The organism is Streptomyces sp. NPDC003023, from assembly GCF_042888225.1.
Lineage (GTDB): Bacteria > Actinomycetota > Actinomycetes > Streptomycetales > Streptomycetaceae > Streptomyces.
Genome location: NZ_JBIAPL010000004.1, coordinates 341,462 through 364,188, shown reverse-complemented (window position 1 = coordinate 364,188; position 22,727 = coordinate 341,462). Strand labels below are relative to the sequence as shown.

The following is a 22,727-nucleotide window of genomic DNA, read 5'->3' as shown; positions in this document are numbered from 1 at the left end:
AGGCTTCGCCCTGGCACCCGTTGCCGCTGGTCAGGTCGCCAACTACGCCCAAAGGCGCGGTGATTCCCAAGCTCAGAGCGCGGGTTCGATTCCCGTCACCCGCTCCAAGCAAAAGCCCCAGGCCAGCGGCCTGGGGCTTCTTTGTTGCACTCCGTGTCAGTCGCGGAGCGGTCGTGCGCGAGCACGGGCGACTCCTGGCGATCCGCTGAGCAGACAACGGAACGTGGGAGCTCCTGGGCGGCGTGCTCGAGCTCACCAACTCCCCGAAGACAGAGCGGCCCGCAAAGTCTGGGAAGAGACAGGCATCCGGGTCTAGGTCAGCGAGCTCACCGGGGTCTACAAGCACACGGCGCGCGACATCGTCGTCCTGGTGTTCCGGTGCGAGCCATCCGACGGCGTCGAGCGAACCTCCGCCGATCGACAGCAGTTGACTGGCTCACGCCGAAGAGGTCTCCGAGCGGGTGGCGGAGGTCTACGCGGTGCGCCTGCTCGACGCACTGGACGGGCACGGCCCCCACGTCCGGAGCCATGACGGCAGTCACCTGACCACAGTGCGGTAAATACGTTGGCGAGGGGCCGAAAACGCATGTGACGGTTCGGTCCATGGGTAACTCCACGGCCTATCCCGTTCTCGAGACCACCGACGCGACGGTGGCGTACACACAGGCCAAGCGCCTGTACGCGCTACTGGCGAAGCACGATGACAAGGTCGGGCTCTTCGCCGAACTACGGACCGTCGCAGACCTTCGGCAAATGACGTCGATCTTGCCCGAGGCGAACTTGGACTACACGGAGATGCGCACCGGCCCGGCGGGGGAGTACGTCTGGTTCGACCTCGACGTTACGGCGACGGACGACGCCACACTGGAACAGCACCTCCCACTGGACCTCATGGAGGAGGTCCCGCGAGGGAGCGTGGAGGAGCGCTTCGTAAGTGCTCTTGGCCAGGGCATGGCCGCCATCGACTGGCACGGCATGTGGCCGGACGAACCGGAAGCGGATCACTACGGGTCGACGAAGTACGACGGAGTCCAAGTCGTGTTCCACGGTGGTAGCGCTCAGTGGGACCCGTGGACCGACCATCACACCGTGTTCGTCCACATGGGCAAGTTCGGGGACCTGTCCCGGGCCCAGAAACTCGCCGCACACATCGGCAGCGAGGTCTTGGGCGAACCACAAGCCGGATGGTGACGAGCTCCAGACCTCTGCGCGGGAGAGAGTTTCTCTACCTCGTGAGCAGCCCTCGTTCCAAGCCCCGCCTGCGCTGCCGCGGACTGGAACGCCTCCCTGCGCGTCAGTTCCTCCGGCGACGCCCCTGCGCATAGGGGCCGTGGCGATCATGTTCCCGCCATTCCTCGTCACTGGGGTCGCGGCCTTCGCCGTCCGCGTTGTCTCCAGGAGCCGATATGTGTTCCCCCCTATTGACCTTGGCCAGCATCGAGGCGAGGGGATCAGGGGTGCCGTCGCTGAAGCGATCGGTGGCGCGCTCGGGCGGCGGCCCGGGCTCTGACCTGTTGTTCCGCGACCGTGATGCACCGCTCATGAGCAGCCCCCTCCGACTCACTGAGATCCACTCGAAATCTTTCCCTGATAGGTCGCGAACAACCCGCTTGGATCTTGCCGGTGTTGTGCAGTCCTGCCGCCAACCGACCGTCTGCCCTGGCCGGCAAAGGCCAGGCTGACCAAGATCCCCGCAAGGCAGCGGGCTTCGCGGCAGCCGGGCGTGCATCATCGCTCGCTGACCCAAGCTCGGAGCGCGGGTTCGCGGATGTCGGACCACGGTCCGATGCGGGGGCGGCGGGAGGATCGGACCGTGCTCCGACGCGGAAATCGCCGTCCGAGCGGGATCGTTCAGGACATGACGACAACGAGGCGGAGAGCACGCGCCGTACACGGCGCCGCCACTCCTGCCAAGGTTCCTCTGCTGCCCTGGCGTGGGACGGCGACGCGCCCTTTCCCGGGCGGTGGGTGGGCGGCGTCTCGCTGGTGGCGGCACCTGTACTGCTGGGGGTCGGAGTCCTGCTGCGGCTGCCCTTCCCCTTCTTCTTCCCGGAGCAGCTCGCCGCCCGGGTCGAGCACCCCGGCCCGATCGCGCTCTCGTACGGCGCCTTCGCGGCGGGACCGTCCTGCTGTGGCCGGCGCTCGCCGTTCTGGCGGCGCGGATCGGCCGTCGCAGTCCTGGAACGGCCCTTTGGGGCGGGGTCCTCGCCGTGATGGGGCTCTTCGCCCGGACGTTCCACGCCGGTGTGGACCATCTCGCCTTCCAGCTCGCCGACCGGCAGGGCGCGGAGGCCGCAGCCGGTACTCGGCGCCTCACTCGCCCTCGCGGCGGCAGCGGTCCTCACCGGGAAGGCCGTCGTCACCCCGGCCGAGTCCTGGCCGCCGTCCGGGTCGTCGCCAGGGCTGGCTCCCTGCTGGCCCCGTCCGCGAACCGCCGTCTCATCGAGAAGTTCGCCCGCCGCCCGGCCCCGCTGCCCGGCCCCGCTGCTGTCCTGCTGACTGGGGTGACGGAACGGGAGCGCTAGGTCCTGGAGCTGATCGCACGGGGCTTGTCGAACGACGAGATCACGGCCCGCCTGCATCTGAGCATGGGCACGGTGAAAACTCACATCGGCCGCCTGCTGTCCAAACTGGCCGCCCGCGACCGCGCCCAGTTGGTGATCACGGCATACGAATCGGGAGTCGTGTCACCCTCTGACGGCGGTCTGACAGCACGCTGAGGGGGACGCCCGGAACAGGGCACCCCGTTGACGCGTGTCAATCGCTTGCCGTAGTGGCCTTGCACGCCGGGTTGCACAGATCCCGAACTCATGTCGCCGGTTTGCTCGCGACCAGTCACCACGCCGGCAACGGCCCAGTGACATCCGTCGAGACCTGAGCCGGGCGTTCACGGCAGGCCCGGCCGACGCCGGGGCGGCGAGAGACTTGGCGGGCGGGGCCGACGGAACCGGGTAACGTCTTTGTCATGTTCTTCCAGACGCCGATTTACGAGTGAGAGCGTGATGGGCCCCTGCTGACGTCCCTCGACGTCGCCGCGCCCGTCCCCCGTCGATGAATCCGTAGATCACTTCACATCAATCCGGGAGAACCCATGACAGTGAGCAAGAACATCAACAACCCCGTGGGCATGGGCGGCGGCCAGCGCAAGAAGCTGTCCCGCGCAGAGCGGCAGAACAACGGACCGCACCGGAACCTCGACCGCAAGGGTGCGGCCGACCAGAAGGCCGAGCTGGTGCGCAAGATGCGCGAGAAGACAGGCGCAGCGGCAGGCGACGGGCAGGCGGGCGACGACACCGCACAGAGCTGACGCGCCACCGCGCCAGGGCAGCATCGCAGGAGCAGGGGCCCGGACCGCGTGCGTGGTCCGGGCGCCCAGCTGCCGTCCCTGGCATAGCGTCAAGGCAGCAGGCATGGGCGAGTCTCGAGGATCACGGCCCCGGTGTCCCCCACCGCCCCCGCAGGGTGTGGTGCCAGTGGTCGGCGTCTGGTGCAGGAGGAGCCACTGAGGGCACCGGTCCAGGGCCCGTCTCGATGAGGTGCACCAGCGTCCAGGCGACGCCATAGCAGTCGTCGGTCCCGAAGCACGCTGCCAGCGCCCGTGCTTCCTCCGCCGTAACCGGTCGGGAGATTGCCCGAAGCTGCCTGTCGCGCCTGTCGATCTCTTCTTCGCTCCTGTCCCAGTCGGGGAGCGGGCCTTCAGCGACGAACACCTGGACTTCTGGCCTCATGCTCGAATGATCAGCTGCTGTCGCGCTCATGGGCAAGGCGCGTCACCGTCAACAGGAGTTCCGATGATCAAGATCGAATACCACCGGACCGGTCCGTACGTGGGCCAAGGCCAGGAGAACCGCGAGGGAGTCGACCTCGCCGTCGTCAGCGGCTCCGACCTGCGCTGGTACTACTTCCTGTCCGACCTCACGTTCAGGGTCGGCGAGGTGGATCTGACACCGCCGTGGTCGTGGACGCCCGTTTTCGACTTCCTGTGGTCGATGAAGGGGGCACTCGAAGACCTGGAGCGAGGCGAGCCCACGAACATCGGCTTCACGGAGAACGCCGACTTGATCGACTTCCTCCCGGACGGCGAGCAGGTGCGGGTCTCCTGCTCCTACACAACGGCAGAAGCGGTCTGCGATCGCGTTGATCTCAGGAACGCCTGTCTGGTCCTTCGCGAGTCCGTGCTGTCGCAGCTCGTCGTCGATCACCCACGGCTGGCGGCCAATCCGGCGATCGCGGAACTCCGGTTCTGAGCGTCCAACTGCGCGACAACGCCGATGAGCAGCGGCAGAGTGGGCGCATCAGCCGGAGGCCGATGAGTCGTCCGAGTCGCTGCGGGAGGAAGCGGTCGTCCGTACAGCACCGCCGTACCGCGGCCTCGGCGATCGCCCGCGTCCTGTGGTGATCAGGGGATTCGGCGCTTCGGTCTGTCCTGCGGCGCGGCGGGATTAGGATCGCGGCTGGGCCGAGCCGTAGCGCAGAGGTGGTCGCGCGCGGTCTCCAAAACCGCGAGGACGCCGGTTCGAATCCGGTCGGCTTGGCACGGCCTGGAGTGCGCGACATCGACACTCGACAGAGCACCCAGGGGGTGGACATGACGGAGCACGAGCGGTTCGCGGTGCTGCGGATCACCGGCACGTACGGCGGCAGTGTCGTGGTCGAGTTGAACGACTCGTACGCCCCGGGAATCCCGGACGTGAAGGGACAGCTCCTGGTCCACAACGACTTCGTGTCCGGCGTCCAGGACACCTACGTGGACCCGACCGACCTGGCCGGCTGGGCGCACGTGCTGGACGAGGTCGCCGCGGGGAACGACGCCGTCTGGCGCGAAGCCGCGCGCGTCGCCGAGATCGGCATCCGCCTGGACCGGCGGGAGGACGACCACGATGGGATCACGGTCACCGTCGCGGACCAGCAGACCACAAGACTCGCCGTCTCCCTCACCGTGGACCGTGGCTGGATCGACGAGCAGCGTGTCCTGCTCGAGAGGCTTCGCACCGTCTGGGCGCACCTGATCCCCGTGGACTGAGGAGCTCCCGCGGGGCTGCCCGTGCCGAGGCGTGCCGCAGGGCGCGGGGCTCAGGGGGTCACGGCAGCCGGCGGGCTCAGGTGCCGCACCGAAGCCGGCGTCACCCGGGTTCGGTGGATGGAGGCTGACATCGCTCGTGGACATCGACGACGGTGACCGATCCGGACGCCGCCCCTTTCGATCGACCGCGACTCGTCGGGGCGAGGCCGGACGGGCGGCGGGGTGGCAGGCTCTGGGGGTGCCGCGCGTCGCCGTCTTCTTGTGCTGCGCGGGAGCCAAGTGGCACGGTGCAGCGTGACGGGAGGCGCATGCGACCAGATGAACCACGCGGCGGCCGGGGTGTGGACGAGCACGAGTTCGACGCCTTCTACGCGGCGAGCGTCAGCCGGCTCATCGGCCAGCTGTACGCGATGACAGGCGACCTCGCCGAGGCGCAGGACGTGGTCCAGGAGGCATTCGCCCGGGCGTGGGAACGCCGGAGCGAGCTGGACCTGGACAGCGCCCCCGAGGCGTGGGTGCGCACGGTGGCCTGGCGGCTGGCGGTCAGCCGGTGGCGGCGGGTGCGCACCGCGCTCGCCTTCGCCCGGCGGCAGGGCCCGCCTGCGACGGTTCCGCCACCGGAACCGCACCATGTGCTGCTGGTTCAGGCGCTGCGGCAGATCCCCGAGGCGCAGCGACGGGCCGTGGTGCTCCACCACTTGTGCGACCTGACGGTCGAGCAGGTGGCTGCCGAGGCCAACTCCCCCGTCGGCACGGTCAAGGCGCAGCTGAGCCGGGGGCGTACGGCGCTGGCCCGACTGCTGGCCGATACTGAGCTGGATCCGCGGACGACGCGGCTGTCGGAGGTGCGTCATGGCTGACGAGACGGGACTCGACGTATGTCTGGCCGACCTCGCCGAGTCGGGGCGGCGGCACACGGCGCCGCTTGCCGCCGAGCGGATCCGAGCGCGTGGTGAGCAGCGCCTGCGCCGCAGGCGGGCCGCTCTGGCGTCCGGCGGCACGCTGCTGGTCGTGGCTCTGGCCGCGGGGGGCCTGTCACTGACCACAGCCTTCCGGGGGGCCGAGCCGCCCGCCGCCGACCCGACGCCCACCGTTTCGCGGTTCGTGCCGCCGATACCCGCTCCGGGTGAGGAGTACGCCGCCGAGCTGGGTCGTGTGTACGGCGCGGTGTTCAAGGGGGACACGGTGCGGGTCACCGTCGAGCAGCTCCGTACCGTGCGGGGGACCACGGCACCCTCCGGTGTGGTTCACACACTGACCCTGCCGCGGGGGACGCTGGTCGAGGCACGGCGACTGGCGGGCGGGGCCCCTGCGGACGTGCGGCTGGACCGGCTGGTGGACCGACTGTCCGCCGAGCGGCAGTGGGTTTTCGCGATCGACTACGACAGCGCGGGCCAGGTGCGCTCACTGCGGGAGGCGTACTGGCTCGCCGACTGAGTCCGCACCGGAACGCCGGGGCGGGCGGCGCGAAAATAAACTGGATCGGCATGCAACCCCGAGGGTGAGGCTGCGCGTAGAGACCGTGTAGCCGAACCACACATGATCCTTGGGGGACCCCTTGTCCATGCGCTTCTCACACCGCCGGGCCACCGTACGCTGCGTCGCCGCTCTCGCCTTCAGCCTTGTCGCCCTCACCGGGTGCGGTGCCGAGGACGACGGGCAGGCGGCTCCCACCGCACCCGCGGCAACGGCGACTCCTTCCGCGTCGGCCGACGCGACGGTCCCTGCCACCGCGTCGGACGGCGATGCGGGCCCGGACGACGCGTCGGCGTCGAAGAGTGCCGCCCCCTGGGCCGGTACCAAGCAGTTCGTGCAGATCAACGAGGCCAGGACCAGCGGTGGACGGACGTACCTGTCGGTGCGGCCCGCCCAGAAGGAGTCACACCCGCAGTTCGAGGCCTGGGTGATCGTTCCGGGTGAGGGGCCCTACACGGAGGTGCCCATGGCCGAGGACGCCCAGCTGCTGCTGTCGGTCCCGATCGGCGATGAGAAGCATGCCGCGCCCTTCTCCCAGGCCGAGTTCGTCAAGCGGCTGACGGCCCAGTCGTCCTCGGCCCGCACGCTCGTCGGGTACGACCTGAGTTTCGACGGAGAGGGCCGGGTGACCCGGCTCCAGTCGCTGTACACGTCCTGAAGGCACCGGCCGGGTCCCACTCCTGCCGCCCGTTGGGCCCTCGTGCCCGTACGTAGGGCCGGGACTCGGCGCCGCGTCGTGACGGCGGCCCCTGGGTCGCTCCCCTTCCCGACGACGATCAAGTCGGTCGGCCGATGCGACGCGTCTGTCCGCGATATCGACCGCGTGCGCCGAGTCGCTCAAGTCGCCCAAGTCACCCGAATTGGCGACCTAAGAGGGTTGAAGGCGAGTCCGGATTCGACGGTGAATTCTCAAGGCGTTTCGGATTACGAGCGCTCGTTCCTTCTGCGGCGGCGGCCATGAGTTCCGGGTCGCTAATCGGGCCGCAGGGCCCCGGCTGCGAGCCGCGGCGGGACAGGACACCGGCGCGCGGAATTCGGCCGAGGAGACGGCCGCCGTCGGAGCCGGCGTCCGCCGAGCCGTACGGCAGCCGTCTCGTGTTCCCGGCGTGTACCAGACGTGTTCCCGGCGTGTACCAGACGTATTCCGGGAGGTGCAACTGTGCGCCTGAGCAACGGAATTCCGTGTCAGGATACTCCGGCACGTCCGGCTGCATTGTCGGTCATTTTCTTGAGGAATCGCACATTCGAGCTGTCGTATCGGACAGCTCTCGTAACCAGCGAGGTAATAGTGACGCACAAGGGACGTATCGCTTTCGCGGCTGCTCTGGTCACCGCGGGGCTCGGGCTCACGGCCTGTGGCGGCAGTGAGGAGGGATCGGCGGCGAAGAACTCTCCGGAGGCGTCGGCCTCTGCTCCGTCCGAGCCGAGCAGCGAACCCCCGGCCACCGAGGGCGGCGACGACGGTGCCGCTCCGGTCGAGGGTGATGTCACCGCACCGGGCACCAAGTTCAAGGTCGGCGAGAGGGCTGTTCTGCCGTTCGAGTACTCGAGCAGCAAGAAGGGCACCATCGCCGTGACCGTCACGGCGATCGAGAAGGGCACCGAGGCCGACATGGCCGCCTTCGGTGAGAAGGCGAAGGGAATGACGCCCTACTTCATCAAGATGAAGGTGGAGAACGTCGGTGGCACCGACCTGTCGTACGCGTCGGTGAGGCTGGACGGCGTGCTGGAGGACGGCAGCGGCACGGGCGTCGTGCTGATCGGCGACATCGCGGGCAAGTGCGACAAGGAGAGCGCGCCCAAGGAGTTCACCACCAAGGGTGCGTCGTTCGAGACCTGCGCCCTCAGCGCCACGAACGGCGCGCCCGTCACGGCCGCCTCGTTCGACGAGGGCGACGCGTACGAGGACAGCCCGGTCGTCTGGGCCAACTGAGGTCCCACGCCTCGAGGACAGCCCGGTCGTCCGGGCCAACTGAGGTCCCACGCCTGCCTGTGCCTCGCCGCTACGACCGCCGGGGCCGGGCCGGGTCGTCCTCGCCCGGCGCGCCCCGGCGCCATCGAGGCCGGGGAACGGTGAGATGGATGCCGTCGCCGTGCGAACGGATCTCCGCCTTGAGAACCGTTCCGTACCAGGTGCGGAGGGCCGGCACGGACGGGGGCCGTTCCGGATCGATCCGGTACCGGGAGTGGATGCGGGACTCCGGCGGACAGGCGGGCGCCTGCGTGCTTGCCGGGCCGTGGGAGGCAGCGCCGAAGCGCAGGACGACGGACGGACGTCAGCGCTCCTCACGGCCGCTGCTAGGCCCGCGACTGTGCCGTCAGGTGTGCGGCGGTCTCCATCAGGGCGACGGTGAACGGGTGCCGTGGCGAGGTGAGGATCTGCCGCGCCGGGCCCTCCTCCACGAGTTCGCCTCCGTCGAGGACGGCGATATGGGTGGCCGGCGCGGCGGTGTCCAGGTCATGGGTGATCAGGACCAGCGACAGATCGCGGCGCTCGCGCAGCAGACCGGCGAGGGTGTCGAGGATGCCGCGCCGGGTGACCGTGTCCAGGCCGGAGGTGATCTCGTCGCAGATGAGCACGCGGGGGTGGGCCAGCAGGGCTCGGGCGAGCGCGGCGCGCTGGAGCTCCCCACCGGACAACTGGGGCGGCCGGCGGCGTACGAGGTCTTCGGCCAGGCCGAGATCGGTCAGCGTGCGGAGGGCTTCGAGGAGCGCGTCCGCCTCGGTCGCTCCGCGGAGCCGGACCGCGGTGCGGGCCACCTGGTCCAGGACCGGCCGGTGTTCGTCGAAGGCGGCCCTGGCGTCCTGGAAGACGTACTGCACGGCGGCCAGTTGCCGGCGCGTGCGGTCGCGCAGACTTCGCGGGAGCGGGCTGCCGTCGAGGAGGATCTCGCCGTCGTGGTCGCGGTGCAGACCGACCAGGCAGCGTCCCAGCGTGGTCTTGCCGCTGCCCGACCGGCCGACGACGGCAAGGCATTCACCGGCGCGGAGGGTGAGCCCGGGAGTGCGCAGCACGGTCGTACGACCGTGCCGTGCGGTGAGGGGCAGGGTCCGCAGGACTTCCGCGCCGCTGTTGGCGGGCGGCTCGACGGAGCCGGTGGTGCTCTCGCCGGCCAGGAGCTCGGCGGTCCAGGGGTGCCGGGGCGCGGACCACAGGCGCTCCGCCGGACCCGACTCCACCACGCGTCCGTCGCGCATGACCAGCACTTCGTCGGCGAGAGCCCGTACGACCTCCAGGTCGTGGCTGAGCAGCACGACGGCGATGCCCTCGCGGGAGACGGCCGCGAACTGGTCGACGATCCGCCGCTTCGTCAGGACGTCCTGGCCGGTGGTCGGTTCGTCGGCGACGATCACCTTGGCTCCCAGCAGCAGCGCCTGCGCCAGGACGACGCGCTGCTGCTGGCCGCCCGACAGTTGGTGCGGGTAGCGGCGCAGCATCGTCTCGGCGTCGGGGAGCTGGGCGAGGGACAGGGCCCGCAGGACGCGTTCACGGACGGCGGCGCGGCGTTCGGCCCGCGGCAGGCGCCGTACCTGTGTGAGGGCGATGTCCCGCAGCAGTGCGCCGACACGGCGGGCGGGGTTGAGGACGGCGCCCGGGTGCTGGGGAACGTAGCCGACCAGTCCGTCCGGTACGCGTACGTCGCCGCTGACGCGGGCGCCCGCCGGACGCTCGCCGAGCAGGGCGAGGCCCGTGGTCGTCTTGCCGCTGCCGGACGCGCCCACGAGGGCGGTGATCCTGCCGGGGAGGACCCGCAGGTTCACCCCGTCGACGATCGCCCGGCCGCCGACCTCCACGCGCAGGTTCTTGATCTCCGCGACAGGCACCGCGTTCACGTACGTTTCCTCTTCTCCAGCAGGGCGTCGACGAGCAGGTTGCCGCCCATGGTGAGGGCGACGATGAGCAGGGCGGGCACGACCACGGCCCAGGGCTGCACGAACAGTCCGGTTCGGTTCCGGTCCACCATCACGGCCCAGTCGGCGGCGTCCGGTTCCACGCCGACGCCGAGGAACGCGGCGGTCGCCACCAGGTAGAGCACGCCGGTGAGCCGTACGCCGGCGTCGGCGGCGAGCGTGCGCGTGACCGACCTGCCGACGTAGCCGACGGCGGTGCGCCACCAGGACTCGCCCTGCATCCGCAGCGCCTCGACCGCGGGGCGCGAGGCGACCTCCGCGGCGGCGGCCCGCACGATACGGGCGGCGTCCGGGATGTTGACGAGCGCCACGAGCAGCGCGAGCCCCACCGTGCCCGGTGAGAACACGGCGGCGACGAGCAGGATCATCAGCAGCGACGGCACGGCGAGCAGCACGTCCAGGGGCCGCATCAGCAGCTCCTCGAGCCAGGTGCGGTGCGTGAGGGCGCTGATGAGGCCCAGGGGAAGCGCCACCAGGTAGGCGAGTGCCGTCGCCGCGAGGGCGACGAGGACGACCGACCGCCCTCCGAGCAGCACCTGCCGCCACACGTCCCGGCCGACGAAGTCGGTACCGAGCCAGTGCCCGCCGCCGAGGGTGAAGGACGCGGCGCGCGGACCGGGGTCGCCCACGAGCAGCGGTCCGAGCAGGGCGAGGGCGAGCGGTACGCCGACGACGACCGCGCCGAGCGCGAAGCGGGGCTTCATGCCGCCACCTCCATGCGGGGGGCGAAGCGGCGTGCGACCAGGTCGGCGCCGATGTTGAGGACGACGGTCACGACACCGAAGACGACGGCGAGGCCCTGGACGACGGGGACGTCGCGTTCGGCGACCGCGTTCATCAGGACGGTTCCGAGGCCGGGAATCACGAACAGGGCCTCCACGACGATGACCCCGCACAGCAGCCAGTCGACGGTGCGGGCGAGTTGCTGGGCGGCGGGCGCGACGGCGCCCGGCAGGGCGTGCCCGTACCGGACGCGGGTGCCGGGGATGCCGTAGCGGCGGGCCTGGGCGACGTACGGGGAGGCCAGCGCGTCGATCATGCCGGCCCGTACGAGGCGGGCGAGGGAGCACACCGGCCGGGACAGCAGGACGAGGACGGGCAGCACCAGGGCCGCCGGGTGCGCGAGCAGGTCGGTGCCGTAGCCGACCGCGGTCGGTGGCAGCCAGCCCAGTCGCAGGGCGAAGACCGTGATCAGCAGTACCCCGAAGGCGAATTCGGGCACGGCGTACACGCCGAGCGTCACCGAGCTGACGAGCCGGTCCACGAGCCGGCCCTCGTGGCGGGCCGCGAGCACGCCGAGGCCGACGCCGACCGGGACGAGCAGCGCCACGGTCAGGCCGGCGAGCAACATCGTGGGACCGAAGCCGCCCGTGATGTACGTGCTGACGGGCCGCCCGGAGGCCAGCGACGTGCCGAAGTCGCCGTGCAGCAGACCGGCCGCCCAGTCCGCCAGACGTTCGTGCGCGGGCCGGTCCAGACGCATCGCCTCACGGATGGCGGCGATGCGCTCGGGGTCGGGCTGGTCCCCGGCGAGCGCGACGGCGGCGTCGCCCGGCAGCGCCTCGGTGAGGGCGAAGACCAGCAGCACGACGGCCGCCGTCTGCGCCACACCGAACAGCAGCCGCCGGGCGATCCAGGAGCGCAGTCCGCTCACGCGAGCCAGACCTTGTCGAAGCGTGCCCAGTCGAGGGAGTTGGCGGGTGCGTCGGCCTTGACGCCCCGGACGCGGGGGGCGGTGCCGAGGATCCAGTCGGAGAACCCCCAGACCAGGAAGCCGCCTTCCGCGTGCAGACGGCGCTGCATGCGCTCGTAGACGGCGGCGCGCTGCTGCTTGTCCTTGGTGGACTGCGCCTGCTGGTAGAGGGCGTCGAAGTCCTTGTGGTGCCACTTGGTGGCGTTGGTGGTGGACCCGCTGAGCAGTCGCTGGGAGATGTGGGCCTCGATGGGCATGGCGCCGGAGCGGTAGGAGCAGATGGTGCCCGAGTCGAGGATGTCCTTCCAGTAGCTGTCCTTGCTTCCGGTCCTGATACGGACGGTGACGCCGGCCTTGGCGGCCTGGTCGCGGAAGATCGCGGCGGCCTCGGTGAATCCGGCGGCGACGGGGGAGGTGTCGAGGGTGACCTCGAGGCCCTCCGCCCCGGCTTCCTTCAGCAGTGCCTTGGCCCGGTCGAGGTCCTGTTCGCGCTGGGGCAGGCCGGCGGCGTAGTACTCGTAGCCCTTGCCGAACAGGTCGTTGCCGATCTCCCCCGCGCCGGACAGGGCGCCGTCGACGAGCTCCTTGCGGTCGGCGATCAGGAAGAACGCCTCACGGACGCGCTTGTCGTCGAAGGGCTTGCGGTCGGTCTTCATGGCGAAGCACTGCATGACGCTGTTGCGCAGCCGCACGATCTCGATCCGGCCGTTGCCCTCGTGGGCACGGGCGGTGGTGGGGTTGAGTTCGTGGGCGTACTCGACCTGGCCGCCGAGGAGGGCGTTGACGCGGGCGGATTCCTCGTTGGCGACGACGAACTCCAGCTCGTCGAGGTGGGGGGCGCCGTCCCAGTAGTCGTCGTTGCGCTTGAGGACGGCGGACCTGCCGGGGGCGAAGGAGACGAAGCGGAACGGGCCGCTGCCGACCGGCTTCCTGTCGAAGTCCTGTTCGCCCGCGGGGACGATGTACGCGCCGAACGCCGCGAGCACGTTCGGGAATTCGGCCGTCGGACGCTTGAGGACGAACTCGACGGTCCGGTCGTCCGTGGCGCGGCTCGCCTCGAGGTCGATGGGCTCCAGGGACGCCTTGGCGCGGAACGCCTTCTTCGGGTCGGCGATGCGCCGGTAGCTGTGGAGGACGTCGGCGGCGGTGACCGGCCTGCCGTCGTGGAAGGAGGCCTCGCGCAGGGTGACCTTCCAGCGGTCCAGGCCGGCGTTCGGCTCCCACCGGGCGGCGAGGCGGGGCTGTGCGGCCAGGTCGGGACCGTAGTCGGCGAGCTTGTCGAAGAGGGCCTTGGCGCGGGCGACGTCGGCGAAGAGGTTGGCGAGGTGCGGGTCGAGGGTCTCGCTCGCGCCACCGCCGGCGAAGGCGGCGCGCAGCCGTCCGCCCCGCTTGGGCTTGCCCTCGCCCTTGCCCGCGGAGGTGGAGGGGCCGGATCCGGCACAGCCGGTGAGGGCGAGGGCACCGAGCCCCGCGGCGCCTCCGGCGGCGGCGAGGAAGCCGCGGCGGCGCAGGCCGGGGAACCGGCGGGCGTTCACGGCGCCGCTCGTTGCCCGGTCGCTCAGGGAGCCGCCGCTCATGGAGACGTCGCCCAGGGAGGCGTGGCTCACGGAGGCGTGGCTCACGGAGGGTTCGTTCACGGAGGGATCGTTCATCGGGGTGCCGTTCATGGCGGTGTCCTTGCTGTGATGCGAGCGGGTGAAGGCGGGGAGCCGGGCTCAGACGGGTCGTGTCAGGCGAGCGACGAGATGGAGCCGGTCGGCGTCGGCCGCCGGGCCCGGCAGATCGCCCTCGCGCCACGGCGGCTCGGTGCGTGGGCCTGGCCCGTCGTGCAGGTCCAGCACCTCGAAGCCGTGCGCGGTCAGGACGTGGCGCAGCTCCTGGGGGAAGAGCAGGCGCCACGCGGAGCGCTGCTCGACGGGCGGTGAACCGTCGTCGGCCGTCCACACCCGTGTGCGGCGCAGGAGTTGCGCGCTCCTGTCGACGTACAGGGTGGTGGTGGAGCGGTAGGCGGTTCCCTGCCAGGTGAAGCCGTTGACGGTCGGGGCGTCCAGCAGTTCCGTACGGCCCAGGAAGAAGGCACCGTTGCGCATTTCCGCGACGAGCAGGCCGCCGGGGGCGAGCGAGCGGCGGCAGGAGTCCAGGAAGCCGTCGAGGTCGTCGTTGGTGTGGCAGTACAGAAGCGCGCTGTCCAGGCACACCACCGCGTCGAAGGACCGCGGGCCGAGGTCGAAGGCGCGCAGGTCGGCCCGTACGTACGCGGGGCCGGGATGGTGTTCCGCGGCGTACGCCAGCATCGCGTCCGACAGGTCGGCGCCGGTGACCCTGCGACCGGCGCCGTGCAGGTGGGCGGCGTCGCGGCCGGTGCCGCAGCCGATGTCCAGGACGCGCGCGCCGGCCCCGTACCGCCGCAGGCAGTCCTCCGCCCAGCGCCCGGCGGCCCGGTCCGGGTCGGGGAAACGGGCCTCGTAGAGCGCGGGGTTGTCGGTGAGCAGGTTCGTGGTGGTCGTCATACGTGTCTCCTCACACCGTCGCGCCGGCCGGTACGGTCGCGGTGGCGCCGGGAAGGACCCGGCGGCTGTGCAGCCAGGCGACGCCGGCGGCGGACGCGAGCCCGATCAGCACGCAGCAGGCCCACGGCAGCCAGCGCGCGTCCGCGTGTTCACCCGCGTCCATGGCCCAGCCGACGAGCGCGTTGCCCACCGCGGCGGCGATGCCCGACACCACGTAGAACAGGCCGAAGTACGTGCCGGTGAGCTCGCTCCGGCCGAAGCCCGGGATCAGCTCCATCACGAACGGCTGGGCGATCATCACCCCGAGATAGAGCAGAACGGCCCCGGCCAGGACGGGCAGAGCGCGCAGCACCGCGTCCGCGACGCCGTCGGGAGCCGTCCCCGATCCCGCCACCACCATCGGCGGCAGGAACGACAGCCCCATCAGCGCGAGTCCGGCGCCGATCCAGCGGCCGCGGCTGCCGCGCTCCTTCAACGCGCGGGTGATACGGAGCTGGAGCCAGAGGTTGGTGAGAGTGCCGACGAGGAAGACGAGGCCGGCCGCACCGTCCCAGCCGGTGGCCCGGCGCGCGCCCTCCGGCAGCAGCAGGTACAGCTGGTTCTCCATGGTGAACATGCCGACCATGGCCAGGGCGAATGCCAGGAAGCGCCGGTTGCCGACCACTTCCCGCCAGTCGGCGAGGACGCTGTTCCCGCTCGGCACCGCCTTGCGGGCGGGGAGCACCATGGCCTGGGCGACGGTGAGCACCGCGAATATCCCGGCGGCGGTGAGCGCGGAGGCACGGAAGTCGACGAGCAGCAGGGCGCTGCCGAGCAGCGGTCCGATCAGCGCCCCGGTCGTGGCGAACACGTTGAACAGGGCGAACGCCTCGGCCTTGCGCTCGCCCGCCTCCAGGGCGAGGTACGCCCGCACGGCAGGGTTGAACAGGGCACCGGCCAGCCCGCTGAGCACGGAGGCGGCGAGCAGTACGAGGAGCCCGTCGCCGAGCGCGAACAGCCCGAAGCCGACGGTGCGCAGGGCGCACCCGGCGATGATGACGCCGCGCGCTCCGAGCCGGTCGGATGCCGATCCGCCGATGAGGAACAGGCCCTGCTGGCTGAGGTTACGGACCCCGAGGACGATGCCGACGACGGCCGCCGACATCCCCAGGTTCTCCCCCAGGTGCAGGGCGAGGTACGGGACGAGCAGGTAGAAGCCGGTGTTGACGCCGAGCTGGTTGACCAGGAGGAGCCGGATGGCGAGCGGGAACCCTCGTATCTCGTGCCATGTCCTCACTCCCGTGCCTCCTCGGCGCCCTGTGCGGCCTCGCTGTTCGGGTGCACCCCGAGACCCGGGCCGTCGCCCGCCCGTACGGTGCCGTCAAAGCCGCCGATCCCGGTCCACGGGTCCTGCGCGAGCAGCAGATGCCCGTCGAGGTCGATCCAGCGGGCGCGGTCGGCGAGATGGACGGCGGGGGCGATGCCGAGCGTGCTGGCGGTGAGACAGCCGAGCATCAGCTCGGTGCCCGTGCCCGCGACGAGTGCGGCGATCCGCAGTGCGGCGCTCACGCCGCCGCACTTGGCGAGCTTGACGTTGATCCCCTGGACACGTCCGGCGAGGCGGCGCGCGTCCTCGTGGTCGACCGCGTCCTCGTCCGCGATGACCGGGAGCGGTGAGCGTTCAGCGAGCTTCGCCAGGGCCTCCGGGTCGCCGGGCGTCAACGGCTGCTCGACGGCCTCAACTCCGAGCTCCGCGAAGAGCGGCAGCAGTCGCTCCGCCGTGCCGGCGTCCCACGCGCCGTTGGGGTCCAGCAGCAGCCGTGCGTCGGGGGCGGCGGCGCGTACGGCTCGTACGCGGTCAAGGTCCTCTGCCGGGTCCGGGGACCCTGCCTTGATCTTGAGGACCGAGAATCCGTCCCGTACCAGGCGGGCGGCCTGCGTCTCGGCCCGTCCCGGTGTCGTGATGCCGATGGTGCGGGCGGTCGCGACGCCGGACGGGACGCCGGACGGGGCACCGGACGGGGCACCGGGCGCGACGCCGGGCGGAGTGCCGGGCGGAGTGCCGGGCGGAGTGCCGGGCGGAGTGCCGGGCGAAACGCCTTCGGCGCCGAGCAGCCGGTGGACCGGGACGCCCGCGCGTTTGCCCACGAGGTCCAGCAGCGCCGACTCCACGGCGGCGGTCACGGCCGGCGGGGCGGCACCTTCCCGCTCGCCGGCCCGGAAGGCCTCCAGCGCGGTCTCGGGGTCGGCGAAGCGGGCCAACCAGTGGGACTCCACCTGCAGCAGCCGTTCCAGCGTGTCCGCGTCCAGGCCGTAGTACACGCTGCTGACGGCCTCCCCGTGGCCGCGCAGCCCTTCGTGCTCGACGGTCAGCCACACCGCCTCACGGGCAGTCATGGTGGAGCGGGATATGCGCAGCGGTTCGGTGAGTTCGAGGCGTACGGTGCGCCGGCCGGCTTTCACGGGTTCTCTTCCAAGGTGGTGTCGAGTGGATCGGTGACGGTGCGGCACCGGGCCCATCCGGTGGCCTCCACGGCACGCGGGTTCGGGATCTCGACGGGACGGGTGGCGGCCGTCGCCGGGTCGAGGCCGTGGGCGGCGGCGAAGTCGTCGTCGTAGACGTTGCCGAGATAGCGGTGCGGCCCGTCGGGGAAGACGGTGGCGACGACGGCCCCCGGGTGGACGCGGGCGGCCCAGGCCGCGACGAGTGCCGCTGCCCCGGTGCTCCAGCCCCCGCTGACGAAGTTGCCGGCGGCCATCCGACGGCACGCGTCGGCGGCCTCCACGGGACCGACCCAGTGGACTTCGTCGAAGGCGTCGTAGGCGACGTTGCGCGGGTGGATGCTGCTGCCGAGACCGCGCATCAGTCGTGGTCTCGCGGGCTGACCGAAGATCGTCGAACCGGTGGCGTCCACTCCGATGAGCCGTACGCCGGGCCAGTGGCGGCGCAGGGGGCCGATGACGCCCGCGCTGTGGCCACCCGTTCCGACACTGCACACCAGCACGTCGAGATGGTCGAGCTGGGTGGCCAGTTCGGCTGCCAGGGAGGCGTAACCCAGGGTGTTGTCGGGGTTGTTGTACTGGTCGGGCCAGTACGCGTCCGGGAGCAGCGTCAGCAGTTCGCGCAGTCTGGCCAGCCGGGCCGCCTGCCAGCCGCCCTCCGCCGCGGGACGGTCGACAAGCTCCAGGCGAACGCCGTGCGAGCGCAGCAGCTGCCGCATCGACGGTTCGAGCTCGATGTCGCCGACCAGCACGATCGGGTGGCCGAGGGCCTGCCCGGCGAAGGCCAGTCCGACGCCGAGCGTGCCTGACGTGGACTCCACCACCGGTGCGCCCGGACGCAGTTCGCCGCGCTCCTCGGCGCCGAGCAGCATGGAGACCGCCGCCCTGGCCTTCATCCCACCGACGCCGAGCCCTTCGAGCTTGGCCCAGAAGCCCGGCTGCGGGCACGGCAGGTCGACGAAGACGCGGGCGAGCGGGGTCCGGCCGAGCAGGCCGAGCAGTTGCCGGTTGCCCGCGGTGTTCCCGGTGCCGAGCACGGCCGTGGTCACAGGGCGGCTCCGTAGCGGTGGACGGTCCCCGGACCGCCGTCGAGCCAGAAGAAGGGGTACGGCTCCGCGCACACGGCGCTCACCCCGGCCCCGATCAGACGCGGCAGCACGGCGCTGCCGGTCTGCGCGAACATCACCAGTGGCTTGCCGTGGCGCTGTGCGTGCTGCCGCAGGGGCTCGAAGCTGCCGTTGCCGAGGGTCATGCCGGAGGCGAGGACCGCGTCGCAGCGCTCCAGCTCCGCCAGGGCGTCCGTGGACACCGGCTCGCCCCACTCGGTCGCGCCGCCCTTGAGGTCGCAGGGGATGTACGCGAGGCCGCGCGCCCGCAGCGCCTCCAGCAGCGAGTTGACCACGCCCACCACGAGCACGGTGGCACCGGGCGGGATGTCGACCAGGTCAACGACGGCCGCCGCCCTGGCGCGGGACTTCTCCAGCGACGTGCCGGCGGCGAGCGGGAAGGGCCGCGCGCCGTTCTCGGGAACGTGCGGCAGGGTGTGCATCAGGTACGCGTCGAGGGCGGCGACCCGTACCGGCAGCAGTTCGTGTTCCAGCAGGCGGGCGATGTCCGCGCCGACGCAGTCCTCGACGGCGCTGTCGGGCAGCCGGCCCGGTTCGACCGCGCAGGAACCCACCGCTTCGGCGAGACGCAGGCTCAGCACCTCGTTGCGGTAGCCGCCGCTGCGTCCCTCGTGCCGTACCGCCTGGCGGGTGGTGAAGGCGACCGCGACCCGCACGCCGCGCGGGTCGGGGCCCATCCTCCCGTCCAGGACGCGCTCGACGAGATCGTCGTAGGAGGAGCAGGAGGAGGCCGTGTTCCGTGCGTCGTCGTTCCGCACGCCGTCGTTCCGCACGCCGTCGTTCCGTGCGCCGTCGTTCCGCACGCCGTCGTTCCGTGCGCCGTCGTTCCGTGCGCCGTCGTTCCGCACGCCGTCGAGGGTGGTCATCGGGTCACCACCCGGGGGCTGAGCCCGGCGAGCAGTGCTTCGACGCGATCGCGGGCGCCCGGGCCGTCGGCGTCCGAGGCCATGACGTGGCCCAGGTACTCGTTGTTGCTGCCCGCGGCCTTGACGGCCTTGCCCGGCTCGGCGAGTTGGAGTTCCAGCAGGCCGTCGGCGCCGCGCACCGCGTCGGCTCCGTCGACGGCCTCCAGTGTCCCCTCCCTGTCCGGCACCAGGAAGCCGATGGCGGCGCTGCTCAGTCCGGTGGCCCGGGGGCGCAGATCCGGTTCGCGGCCCAGAGCGACATCCACGCAGGCGGCGGCGAGGTCGATGCCGGTGACATGGCGTATGAGCTCGGTGATGCGGTTGCCCGCGGGGCGGGGGTTGACCTCGACGACGCGCGGGCCGTCGGCCGTCAGCTTGATCTCGGTGTGGGTCACGACGCCGTCGAGGCCGAGGGCCTTGAGGGCCAGGCGCGTGGTCTCCACCGCCGCCTCGTGGTCCGCCGGTGACAGCGCGGCGGGGAACATGTGGCCGGTCTCGATGAAGGCGGGGGCGCCGCCGACGCTCTTGTCGGTGACGCCGATGACGTGCGACGTCCCGGCGTGCGACACGGTCTCGACGCTGACCTCCGGGCCTTCGAGGAGTTCCTCGAGCAGCACGACGGGGGCCCGGCGCTGGCCGCGGGCGTTGACGGGGAATCCGGCGAGTGCCCGGTAGGCGTCCGCGAGCGCCGGTTCGTCGTCGACGCGGCGTACGAACATCCCTGCGCACAGGTCGACGGGCTTGAGCACCAGCGGATAGCCGATCTCGCGGGCCGCGCCGGCGGCCTCCGCCCAGTCGGCGCAGACCGCGAAGCGCGGTCCCGGCAGCCCCGCTTCGGCCAGCACCTGGCGGGTCGCGTCCTTGCGGCACGCGTTCTCGACGGCTTCCGGTGCGGGTCCGGGCAGCCCCAGACGGCCGGCGATCCGCGCGGCGGTCCGCAGGTAGTAGTCGCAGGAGGTGATCACTCCGTCGAAGCCCAGCACTTCATGGGCCCGCTCGACGAACGGGAGCAGCGCGTCGGTGTCGTTGGTCTCCGTGGTGAGCACGTGCCGGGCGGCGAGCAGGGGATGTGCGGTGCCCTCGGGTGCGGAGCGCAGATAGTGGTGCAGATCTCGCGTCAGGAACGTGAACTCGTGGCCTGCCTCGCGGACAGCCCTCGGCAGCAGTCTGCTCATCGATCCGACCCAGCTCTCGACCATCAGCAGATGAGCCACGGCTTTCCCCTTCTCACAGTGCGGTTGAGGCTTCCTGTCCCGTCGGCGACTCCCCGCGGGCGCCACCGGCTTGACCGAGGGCGACCTTATCGATAATCGTTTTCATTGTCACCTGATGGAACGTCGCTTCCCGAATGCGAGATCCGTGTCACACGCCGTACGTCCCCGAAGTGCCCTGTTCGCCCTCGTCGCCGCGCTCGCCCTGACCGCCACGCCGGCCTCCGCGGCTTCCGCCCAGCCCCGCGGCACCACCACCCCGCTCCGCTTCGACGCCTGCCCGAAGTCCGTACCCGCCCCGCCCGCACCCGACCGGGTCGAATGCGGATCGCTCGAGGTCCCGCTGGACCGGGCGGACCCGGACGGCAGGCGGATACACATCGCCGTCTCGCGGGTGCCCGCCTCCGGGACACCGAAGGAGCGGCGCGGCGTCCTGCTGGTCAACCCGGGCGGACCAGGCGGGTCCGGGCTGTCCTACGCCGTCACGAAGCGGGCGAAACTCCCGGAGAGCGTGCGTCGCGCGTACGACGTCATCGGCTTCGACCCACGCGGCACCGGGCGGAGCGCGCCCGCCGACTGCGGCGCCATGGGCGGCCTCTTCGACAGTCCCGGCCCCGACCCCGTACCGGTCGGACGCACCGCGGAGAAGGCGTACCTCGACTCGCTCGAACGCATGGCGGACGACTGCGCCACCGGCGTCGGCGAGGCCCTGCCGCACCTGTCCACCACCGCGACCGCCCACGACATGGACGCCATCCGCGCCGCCCTCGGCGAGGACCGGATCAGCTTTCTCGGTGTCTCGTACGGGAGTTACCTGGGCGCCGCCTACGCGGGCCTGTTCCCGCGGCACGTCGGCCGGATGGTGCTCGACAGTGTCGTGGGCCCGTGGGACTGGTACGACTTCGACCTGCTGCAGAGCCAGGCCCTGCTGCGCCAGCGCGAGGTGTTCTTCGCCTGGGCCGCCCGGCACGAGGAGCGCTTCGGCCTCGGTTCAGGGTCCGGTTCAGGGTCCGGTTCAGGGTCCGGGTCCGGTTCCGGGTCCGGTTCCGGGTCCGGGTCCGGTTCCGGGTCCGGTTCCGGGTCCGCCGGCGTACGAGATGCCTACGAACGCGCCCGCGACCGGCTGGCGGCCCGCCCCCAGGACGGTTTCGGAGCCGCCGAGTTCGACCGGGCCGTCTACCGGGCCCTCGGCCGCACCGAGCGCTGGGCGGGCCTCGCCGACGGCATCCGCGCGTACCTGCGCGACGGCAGCACCGCACTGCTCCGCCCCAAGGAGCCCTTCGACAGCCCTGCCTCCCGTACGTACGAGTCCGCCAACCGCACCGTGAAGTGCGCCGACGGCCCCGGCCCTTCGGCCTCCCGCGTCGTGACGGACCTGCGGCGAATACGCCGGCTGGACCCGCTGCCCGTCCTCACCGGCATGGAAGCCTCCGCCTGCGCCTACTGGCACCACCGGCCCGCTCTGCGTACCCGTCTCGGCAGTCCAAAAGCCCCGCCGGTCCTGCTGGTCGCGTCCGAGTACGACCCCGTCACGCCGATCGAGGGCGCGCGGCGACTGGCGAGCCGACTGCCGGGATCACGTCTCGTGACCCTGCACGACGACTACTCGCACGGCGTCTTCGCCAGCCGCGGCAACGCGTGCGTGGACGAGGCGGCGGCCGCGTATCTGATCCACGGAACCGTCCCGGCGGCGGATGTGCACTGCGCCGGCCCCGGACTGCCGACACCCTGACCCCTCTGCTGCCCACAGGAGCCCCCCATGATCCGCCCCGCACACCCGTCCTACACCCTGCGCCCCGCCACCGCGGCCGACGCGGAGGGCGCCCGCCGACTCATGCTCGACACCTTCTACCGCGACTTCGGGTACGGCTACGTTCCCGAATGGCACCGCGACGTCGTCGCCCTCGAGGCCACCTATCTCGACGACCCCCGCCACCTGCTGCTGGTCGCCGAGCGCGACGGCGAAGTGGTGGCCACGACGGGCGTACGTTCGTCGGGTCCGGCACACCCGCCGCATCCTCGGTGGCTGGCGGAGCGCTACCCCTCGGGTTCCACGGCGCAGCTCGTACGGGTCTACGTACGGCAGGAGCACCGGCGGCACGGCCTGGCGCGGACGCTGGTGCGCCAGGCATGTGAGTTCGTCGCCAACACGCCTGGATACGACAGCATCTACCTGCACACCAATGTCGACGTGGAGGGCGCCGAAGCCTTCTGGCGCGGTATGGCCAAGGAGATCTTCGACGCGCGCACCACGGGCGAGCACGGCTGCGGCGTCGGCACCGTGCACTTCGAGATCCCGATGCCGTAGGGGAAAAGACGTCCTGTGCCTTGGCTCACACCGCCGGAAGCGGGAGCCTTCCCGGCCGGAGGACGCCGCGTCCCTGCTCGC

General features: G+C 71.4%; 21 protein-coding genes, 1 tRNA gene and 2 pseudogenes. 14 read left to right on the top strand and 10 right to left on the bottom strand.

Going from position 1 to position 22,727, the window contains the following annotated elements; translation table 11 throughout:
- Nucleotides 1-141: 141 nt before the first annotated feature.
- The 12 genes and pseudogenes from ACFYV1_RS16820 to ACFYV1_RS16765 all read left to right on the top strand — a co-directional run bounded on the left by ACFYV1_RS16820 (nucleotide 142) and on the right by ACFYV1_RS16765 (nucleotide 8,432).
- A pseudogene (locus tag ACFYV1_RS16820) lies at nucleotides 142-560 on the top strand (NUDIX hydrolase).
- Between the two features lie 43 nt (nucleotides 561-603).
- Complete coding sequence (locus ACFYV1_RS16815) at nucleotides 604-1,191, top strand: hypothetical protein (protein WP_389396216.1); 588 nt, start codon at nucleotides 604-606, stop codon at nucleotides 1,189-1,191.
- Between the two features lie 795 nt (nucleotides 1,192-1,986).
- Entirely contained in the window at nucleotides 1,987-2,214 is a 228-nt protein-coding gene (locus ACFYV1_RS16810; RefSeq protein WP_389396215.1) for a hypothetical protein, read from the top strand.
- 149 nt (nucleotides 2,215-2,363) lie between these two features.
- Nucleotides 2,364-2,720, top strand: a pseudogene (locus ACFYV1_RS16805) (response regulator transcription factor); the annotation flags it as partial.
- 371 nt (nucleotides 2,721-3,091) lie between these two features.
- Nucleotides 3,092-3,307 (top strand): DUF6243 family protein, encoded by a 216-nt coding sequence (locus ACFYV1_RS16800; RefSeq protein WP_389396214.1) that lies wholly within the window; start codon nucleotides 3,092-3,094, stop codon nucleotides 3,305-3,307.
- Between the two features lie 484 nt (nucleotides 3,308-3,791).
- A complete protein-coding gene (locus tag ACFYV1_RS16795; RefSeq protein ID WP_389396213.1) occupies nucleotides 3,792-4,247 on the top strand; it encodes a hypothetical protein in 456 nt (151 codons plus the stop codon).
- A 213-nt stretch (nucleotides 4,248-4,460) separates the two neighbouring features.
- Nucleotides 4,461-4,535 (top strand) — tRNA-Trp (locus ACFYV1_RS16790).
- A gap of 53 nt (nucleotides 4,536-4,588) precedes the next feature.
- A complete protein-coding gene (locus ACFYV1_RS16785; protein ID WP_389396212.1) occupies nucleotides 4,589-5,023 on the top strand; it encodes a DUF5959 family protein in 435 nt (144 codons plus the stop codon).
- 308 nt (nucleotides 5,024-5,331) lie between these two features.
- Entirely contained in the window at nucleotides 5,332-5,883 is a 552-nt protein-coding gene (locus ACFYV1_RS16780; protein ID WP_389396211.1) for a SigE family RNA polymerase sigma factor, read from the top strand.
- The gene (locus ACFYV1_RS16775) at nucleotides 5,876-6,460 is read left to right on the top strand and encodes a hypothetical protein (protein ID WP_389396210.1); all 585 of its coding nucleotides are present in this window, start codon (nucleotides 5,876-5,878) and stop codon (nucleotides 6,458-6,460) included. Before ACFYV1_RS16780 ends, ACFYV1_RS16775 begins: the two co-directional genes overlap by 8 nt.
- Before the next feature lie 127 nt (nucleotides 6,461-6,587).
- On the top strand, nucleotides 6,588-7,157 hold the full coding sequence (locus ACFYV1_RS16770) for a hypothetical protein (protein ID WP_389396209.1): 570 nt from the start codon (nucleotides 6,588-6,590) through the stop codon (nucleotides 7,155-7,157).
- Between the two features lie 630 nt (nucleotides 7,158-7,787).
- Nucleotides 7,788-8,432: a hypothetical protein gene (locus tag ACFYV1_RS16765; protein ID WP_389396208.1), complete on the top strand. Its 645-nt coding sequence runs from the start codon at nucleotides 7,788-7,790 to the stop codon at nucleotides 8,430-8,432.
- Between the two features lie 365 nt (nucleotides 8,433-8,797).
- Here ACFYV1_RS16765 and ACFYV1_RS16760 read toward each other — a convergent pair whose 3' ends face one another.
- From ACFYV1_RS16760 to ACFYV1_RS16715, 10 genes are all read right to left on the bottom strand, one after another.
- Nucleotides 8,798-10,333, bottom strand: a complete 1,536-nt coding sequence (locus ACFYV1_RS16760) for an ABC transporter ATP-binding protein (protein WP_389396207.1) — start codon at nucleotides 10,331-10,333, stop codon at nucleotides 8,798-8,800.
- Nucleotides 10,330-11,115, bottom strand: coding sequence for an ABC transporter permease (locus ACFYV1_RS16755; protein WP_389396206.1), 786 nt, complete (start codon nucleotides 11,113-11,115; stop codon nucleotides 10,330-10,332). The genes ACFYV1_RS16760 and ACFYV1_RS16755 overlap by 4 nt, the downstream gene beginning before the upstream one ends.
- Nucleotides 11,112-12,065 (bottom strand): ABC transporter permease, encoded by a 954-nt coding sequence (locus ACFYV1_RS16750; protein ID WP_389396205.1) that lies wholly within the window; start codon nucleotides 12,063-12,065, stop codon nucleotides 11,112-11,114. Before ACFYV1_RS16750 ends, ACFYV1_RS16755 begins: the two co-directional genes overlap by 4 nt.
- On the bottom strand, nucleotides 12,062-13,681 hold the full coding sequence (locus ACFYV1_RS16745) for an ABC transporter substrate-binding protein (protein ID WP_389396449.1): 1,620 nt from the start codon (nucleotides 13,679-13,681) through the stop codon (nucleotides 12,062-12,064). Before ACFYV1_RS16745 ends, ACFYV1_RS16750 begins: the two co-directional genes overlap by 4 nt.
- A 138-nt stretch (nucleotides 13,682-13,819) precedes the next feature.
- Nucleotides 13,820-14,614, bottom strand: a complete 795-nt coding sequence (locus ACFYV1_RS16740; protein WP_389396204.1) for a class I SAM-dependent DNA methyltransferase — start codon at nucleotides 14,612-14,614, stop codon at nucleotides 13,820-13,822.
- Nucleotides 14,615-14,624: 10 nt separating this feature from the next.
- Entirely contained in the window at nucleotides 14,625-15,890 is a 1,266-nt protein-coding gene (locus ACFYV1_RS16735) for an MFS transporter (protein ID WP_389396203.1), read from the bottom strand.
- Nucleotides 15,887-17,056: a mandelate racemase/muconate lactonizing enzyme family protein gene (locus ACFYV1_RS16730; RefSeq protein ID WP_389396202.1), complete on the bottom strand. Its 1,170-nt coding sequence runs from the start codon at nucleotides 17,054-17,056 to the stop codon at nucleotides 15,887-15,889. Before ACFYV1_RS16730 ends, ACFYV1_RS16735 begins: the two co-directional genes overlap by 4 nt.
- Nucleotides 17,053-18,144 carry a PLP-dependent cysteine synthase family protein gene (locus ACFYV1_RS16725; RefSeq protein WP_389396201.1) on the bottom strand — a complete coding sequence of 364 codons (1,092 nt, stop codon included), beginning with the start codon at nucleotides 18,142-18,144 and terminating at the stop codon, nucleotides 17,053-17,055. Before ACFYV1_RS16725 ends, ACFYV1_RS16730 begins: the two co-directional genes overlap by 4 nt.
- On the bottom strand, nucleotides 18,141-18,899 hold the full coding sequence (locus tag ACFYV1_RS16720; protein WP_389396448.1) for a Rossmann-like domain-containing protein: 759 nt from the start codon (nucleotides 18,897-18,899) through the stop codon (nucleotides 18,141-18,143). The genes ACFYV1_RS16725 and ACFYV1_RS16720 overlap by 4 nt, the downstream gene beginning before the upstream one ends.
- A gap of 185 nt (nucleotides 18,900-19,084) precedes the next feature.
- Entirely contained in the window at nucleotides 19,085-20,341 is a 1,257-nt protein-coding gene (locus tag ACFYV1_RS16715) for an ATP-grasp domain-containing protein (protein ID WP_389396200.1), read from the bottom strand.
- 145 nt (nucleotides 20,342-20,486) lie between these two features.
- On the opposite strand from ACFYV1_RS16715, the gene ACFYV1_RS16710 reads away from it, so the two are divergent.
- Complete coding sequence (locus ACFYV1_RS16710) at nucleotides 20,487-22,070, top strand: alpha/beta hydrolase (protein WP_389396199.1); 1,584 nt, start codon at nucleotides 20,487-20,489, stop codon at nucleotides 22,068-22,070.
- Between the two features lie 27 nt (nucleotides 22,071-22,097).
- A complete protein-coding gene (locus ACFYV1_RS16705; RefSeq protein ID WP_389396198.1) occupies nucleotides 22,098-22,646 on the top strand; it encodes a GNAT family N-acetyltransferase in 549 nt (182 codons plus the stop codon).
- Nucleotides 22,647-22,727: the final 81 nt, after the last annotated feature.

Excerpts from the sequence above, each read along its gene's own strand:
- ACFYV1_RS16815 (WP_389396216.1), top strand. The coding sequence starts at position 604 with ATGGGTAACTCCACGGCCTATCCCGTTCTCGAGACCACCGACGCGACG.
- ACFYV1_RS16800 (WP_389396214.1), top strand. The coding sequence starts at position 3,092 with ATGACAGTGAGCAAGAACATCAACAACCCCGTGGGCATGGGCGGCGGC.
- ACFYV1_RS16795 (WP_389396213.1), top strand. The coding sequence starts at position 3,792 with ATGATCAAGATCGAATACCACCGGACCGGTCCGTACGTGGGCCAAGGC.
- ACFYV1_RS16785 (WP_389396212.1), top strand. The coding sequence starts at position 4,589 with ATGACGGAGCACGAGCGGTTCGCGGTGCTGCGGATCACCGGCACGTAC.
- ACFYV1_RS16780 (WP_389396211.1), top strand. The coding sequence starts at position 5,332 with ATGCGACCAGATGAACCACGCGGCGGCCGGGGTGTGGACGAGCACGAG.
- ACFYV1_RS16775 (WP_389396210.1), top strand. The coding sequence starts at position 5,876 with ATGGCTGACGAGACGGGACTCGACGTATGTCTGGCCGACCTCGCCGAG.
- ACFYV1_RS16770 (WP_389396209.1), top strand. The coding sequence starts at position 6,588 with ATGCGCTTCTCACACCGCCGGGCCACCGTACGCTGCGTCGCCGCTCTC.
- ACFYV1_RS16755 (WP_389396206.1), bottom strand. The coding sequence starts at position 11,115 with ATGAAGCCCCGCTTCGCGCTCGGCGCGGTCGTCGTCGGCGTACCGCTC.
- ACFYV1_RS16745 (WP_389396449.1), bottom strand. The coding sequence starts at position 13,681 with ATGAGCGGCGGCTCCCTGAGCGACCGGGCAACGAGCGGCGCCGTGAAC.
- ACFYV1_RS16740 (WP_389396204.1), bottom strand. The coding sequence starts at position 14,614 with ATGACGACCACCACGAACCTGCTCACCGACAACCCCGCGCTCTACGAG.
- ACFYV1_RS16720 (WP_389396448.1), bottom strand. The coding sequence starts at position 18,899 with ATGGGCCCCGACCCGCGCGGCGTGCGGGTCGCGGTCGCCTTCACCACC.
- ACFYV1_RS16705 (WP_389396198.1), top strand. The coding sequence starts at position 22,098 with ATGATCCGCCCCGCACACCCGTCCTACACCCTGCGCCCCGCCACCGCG.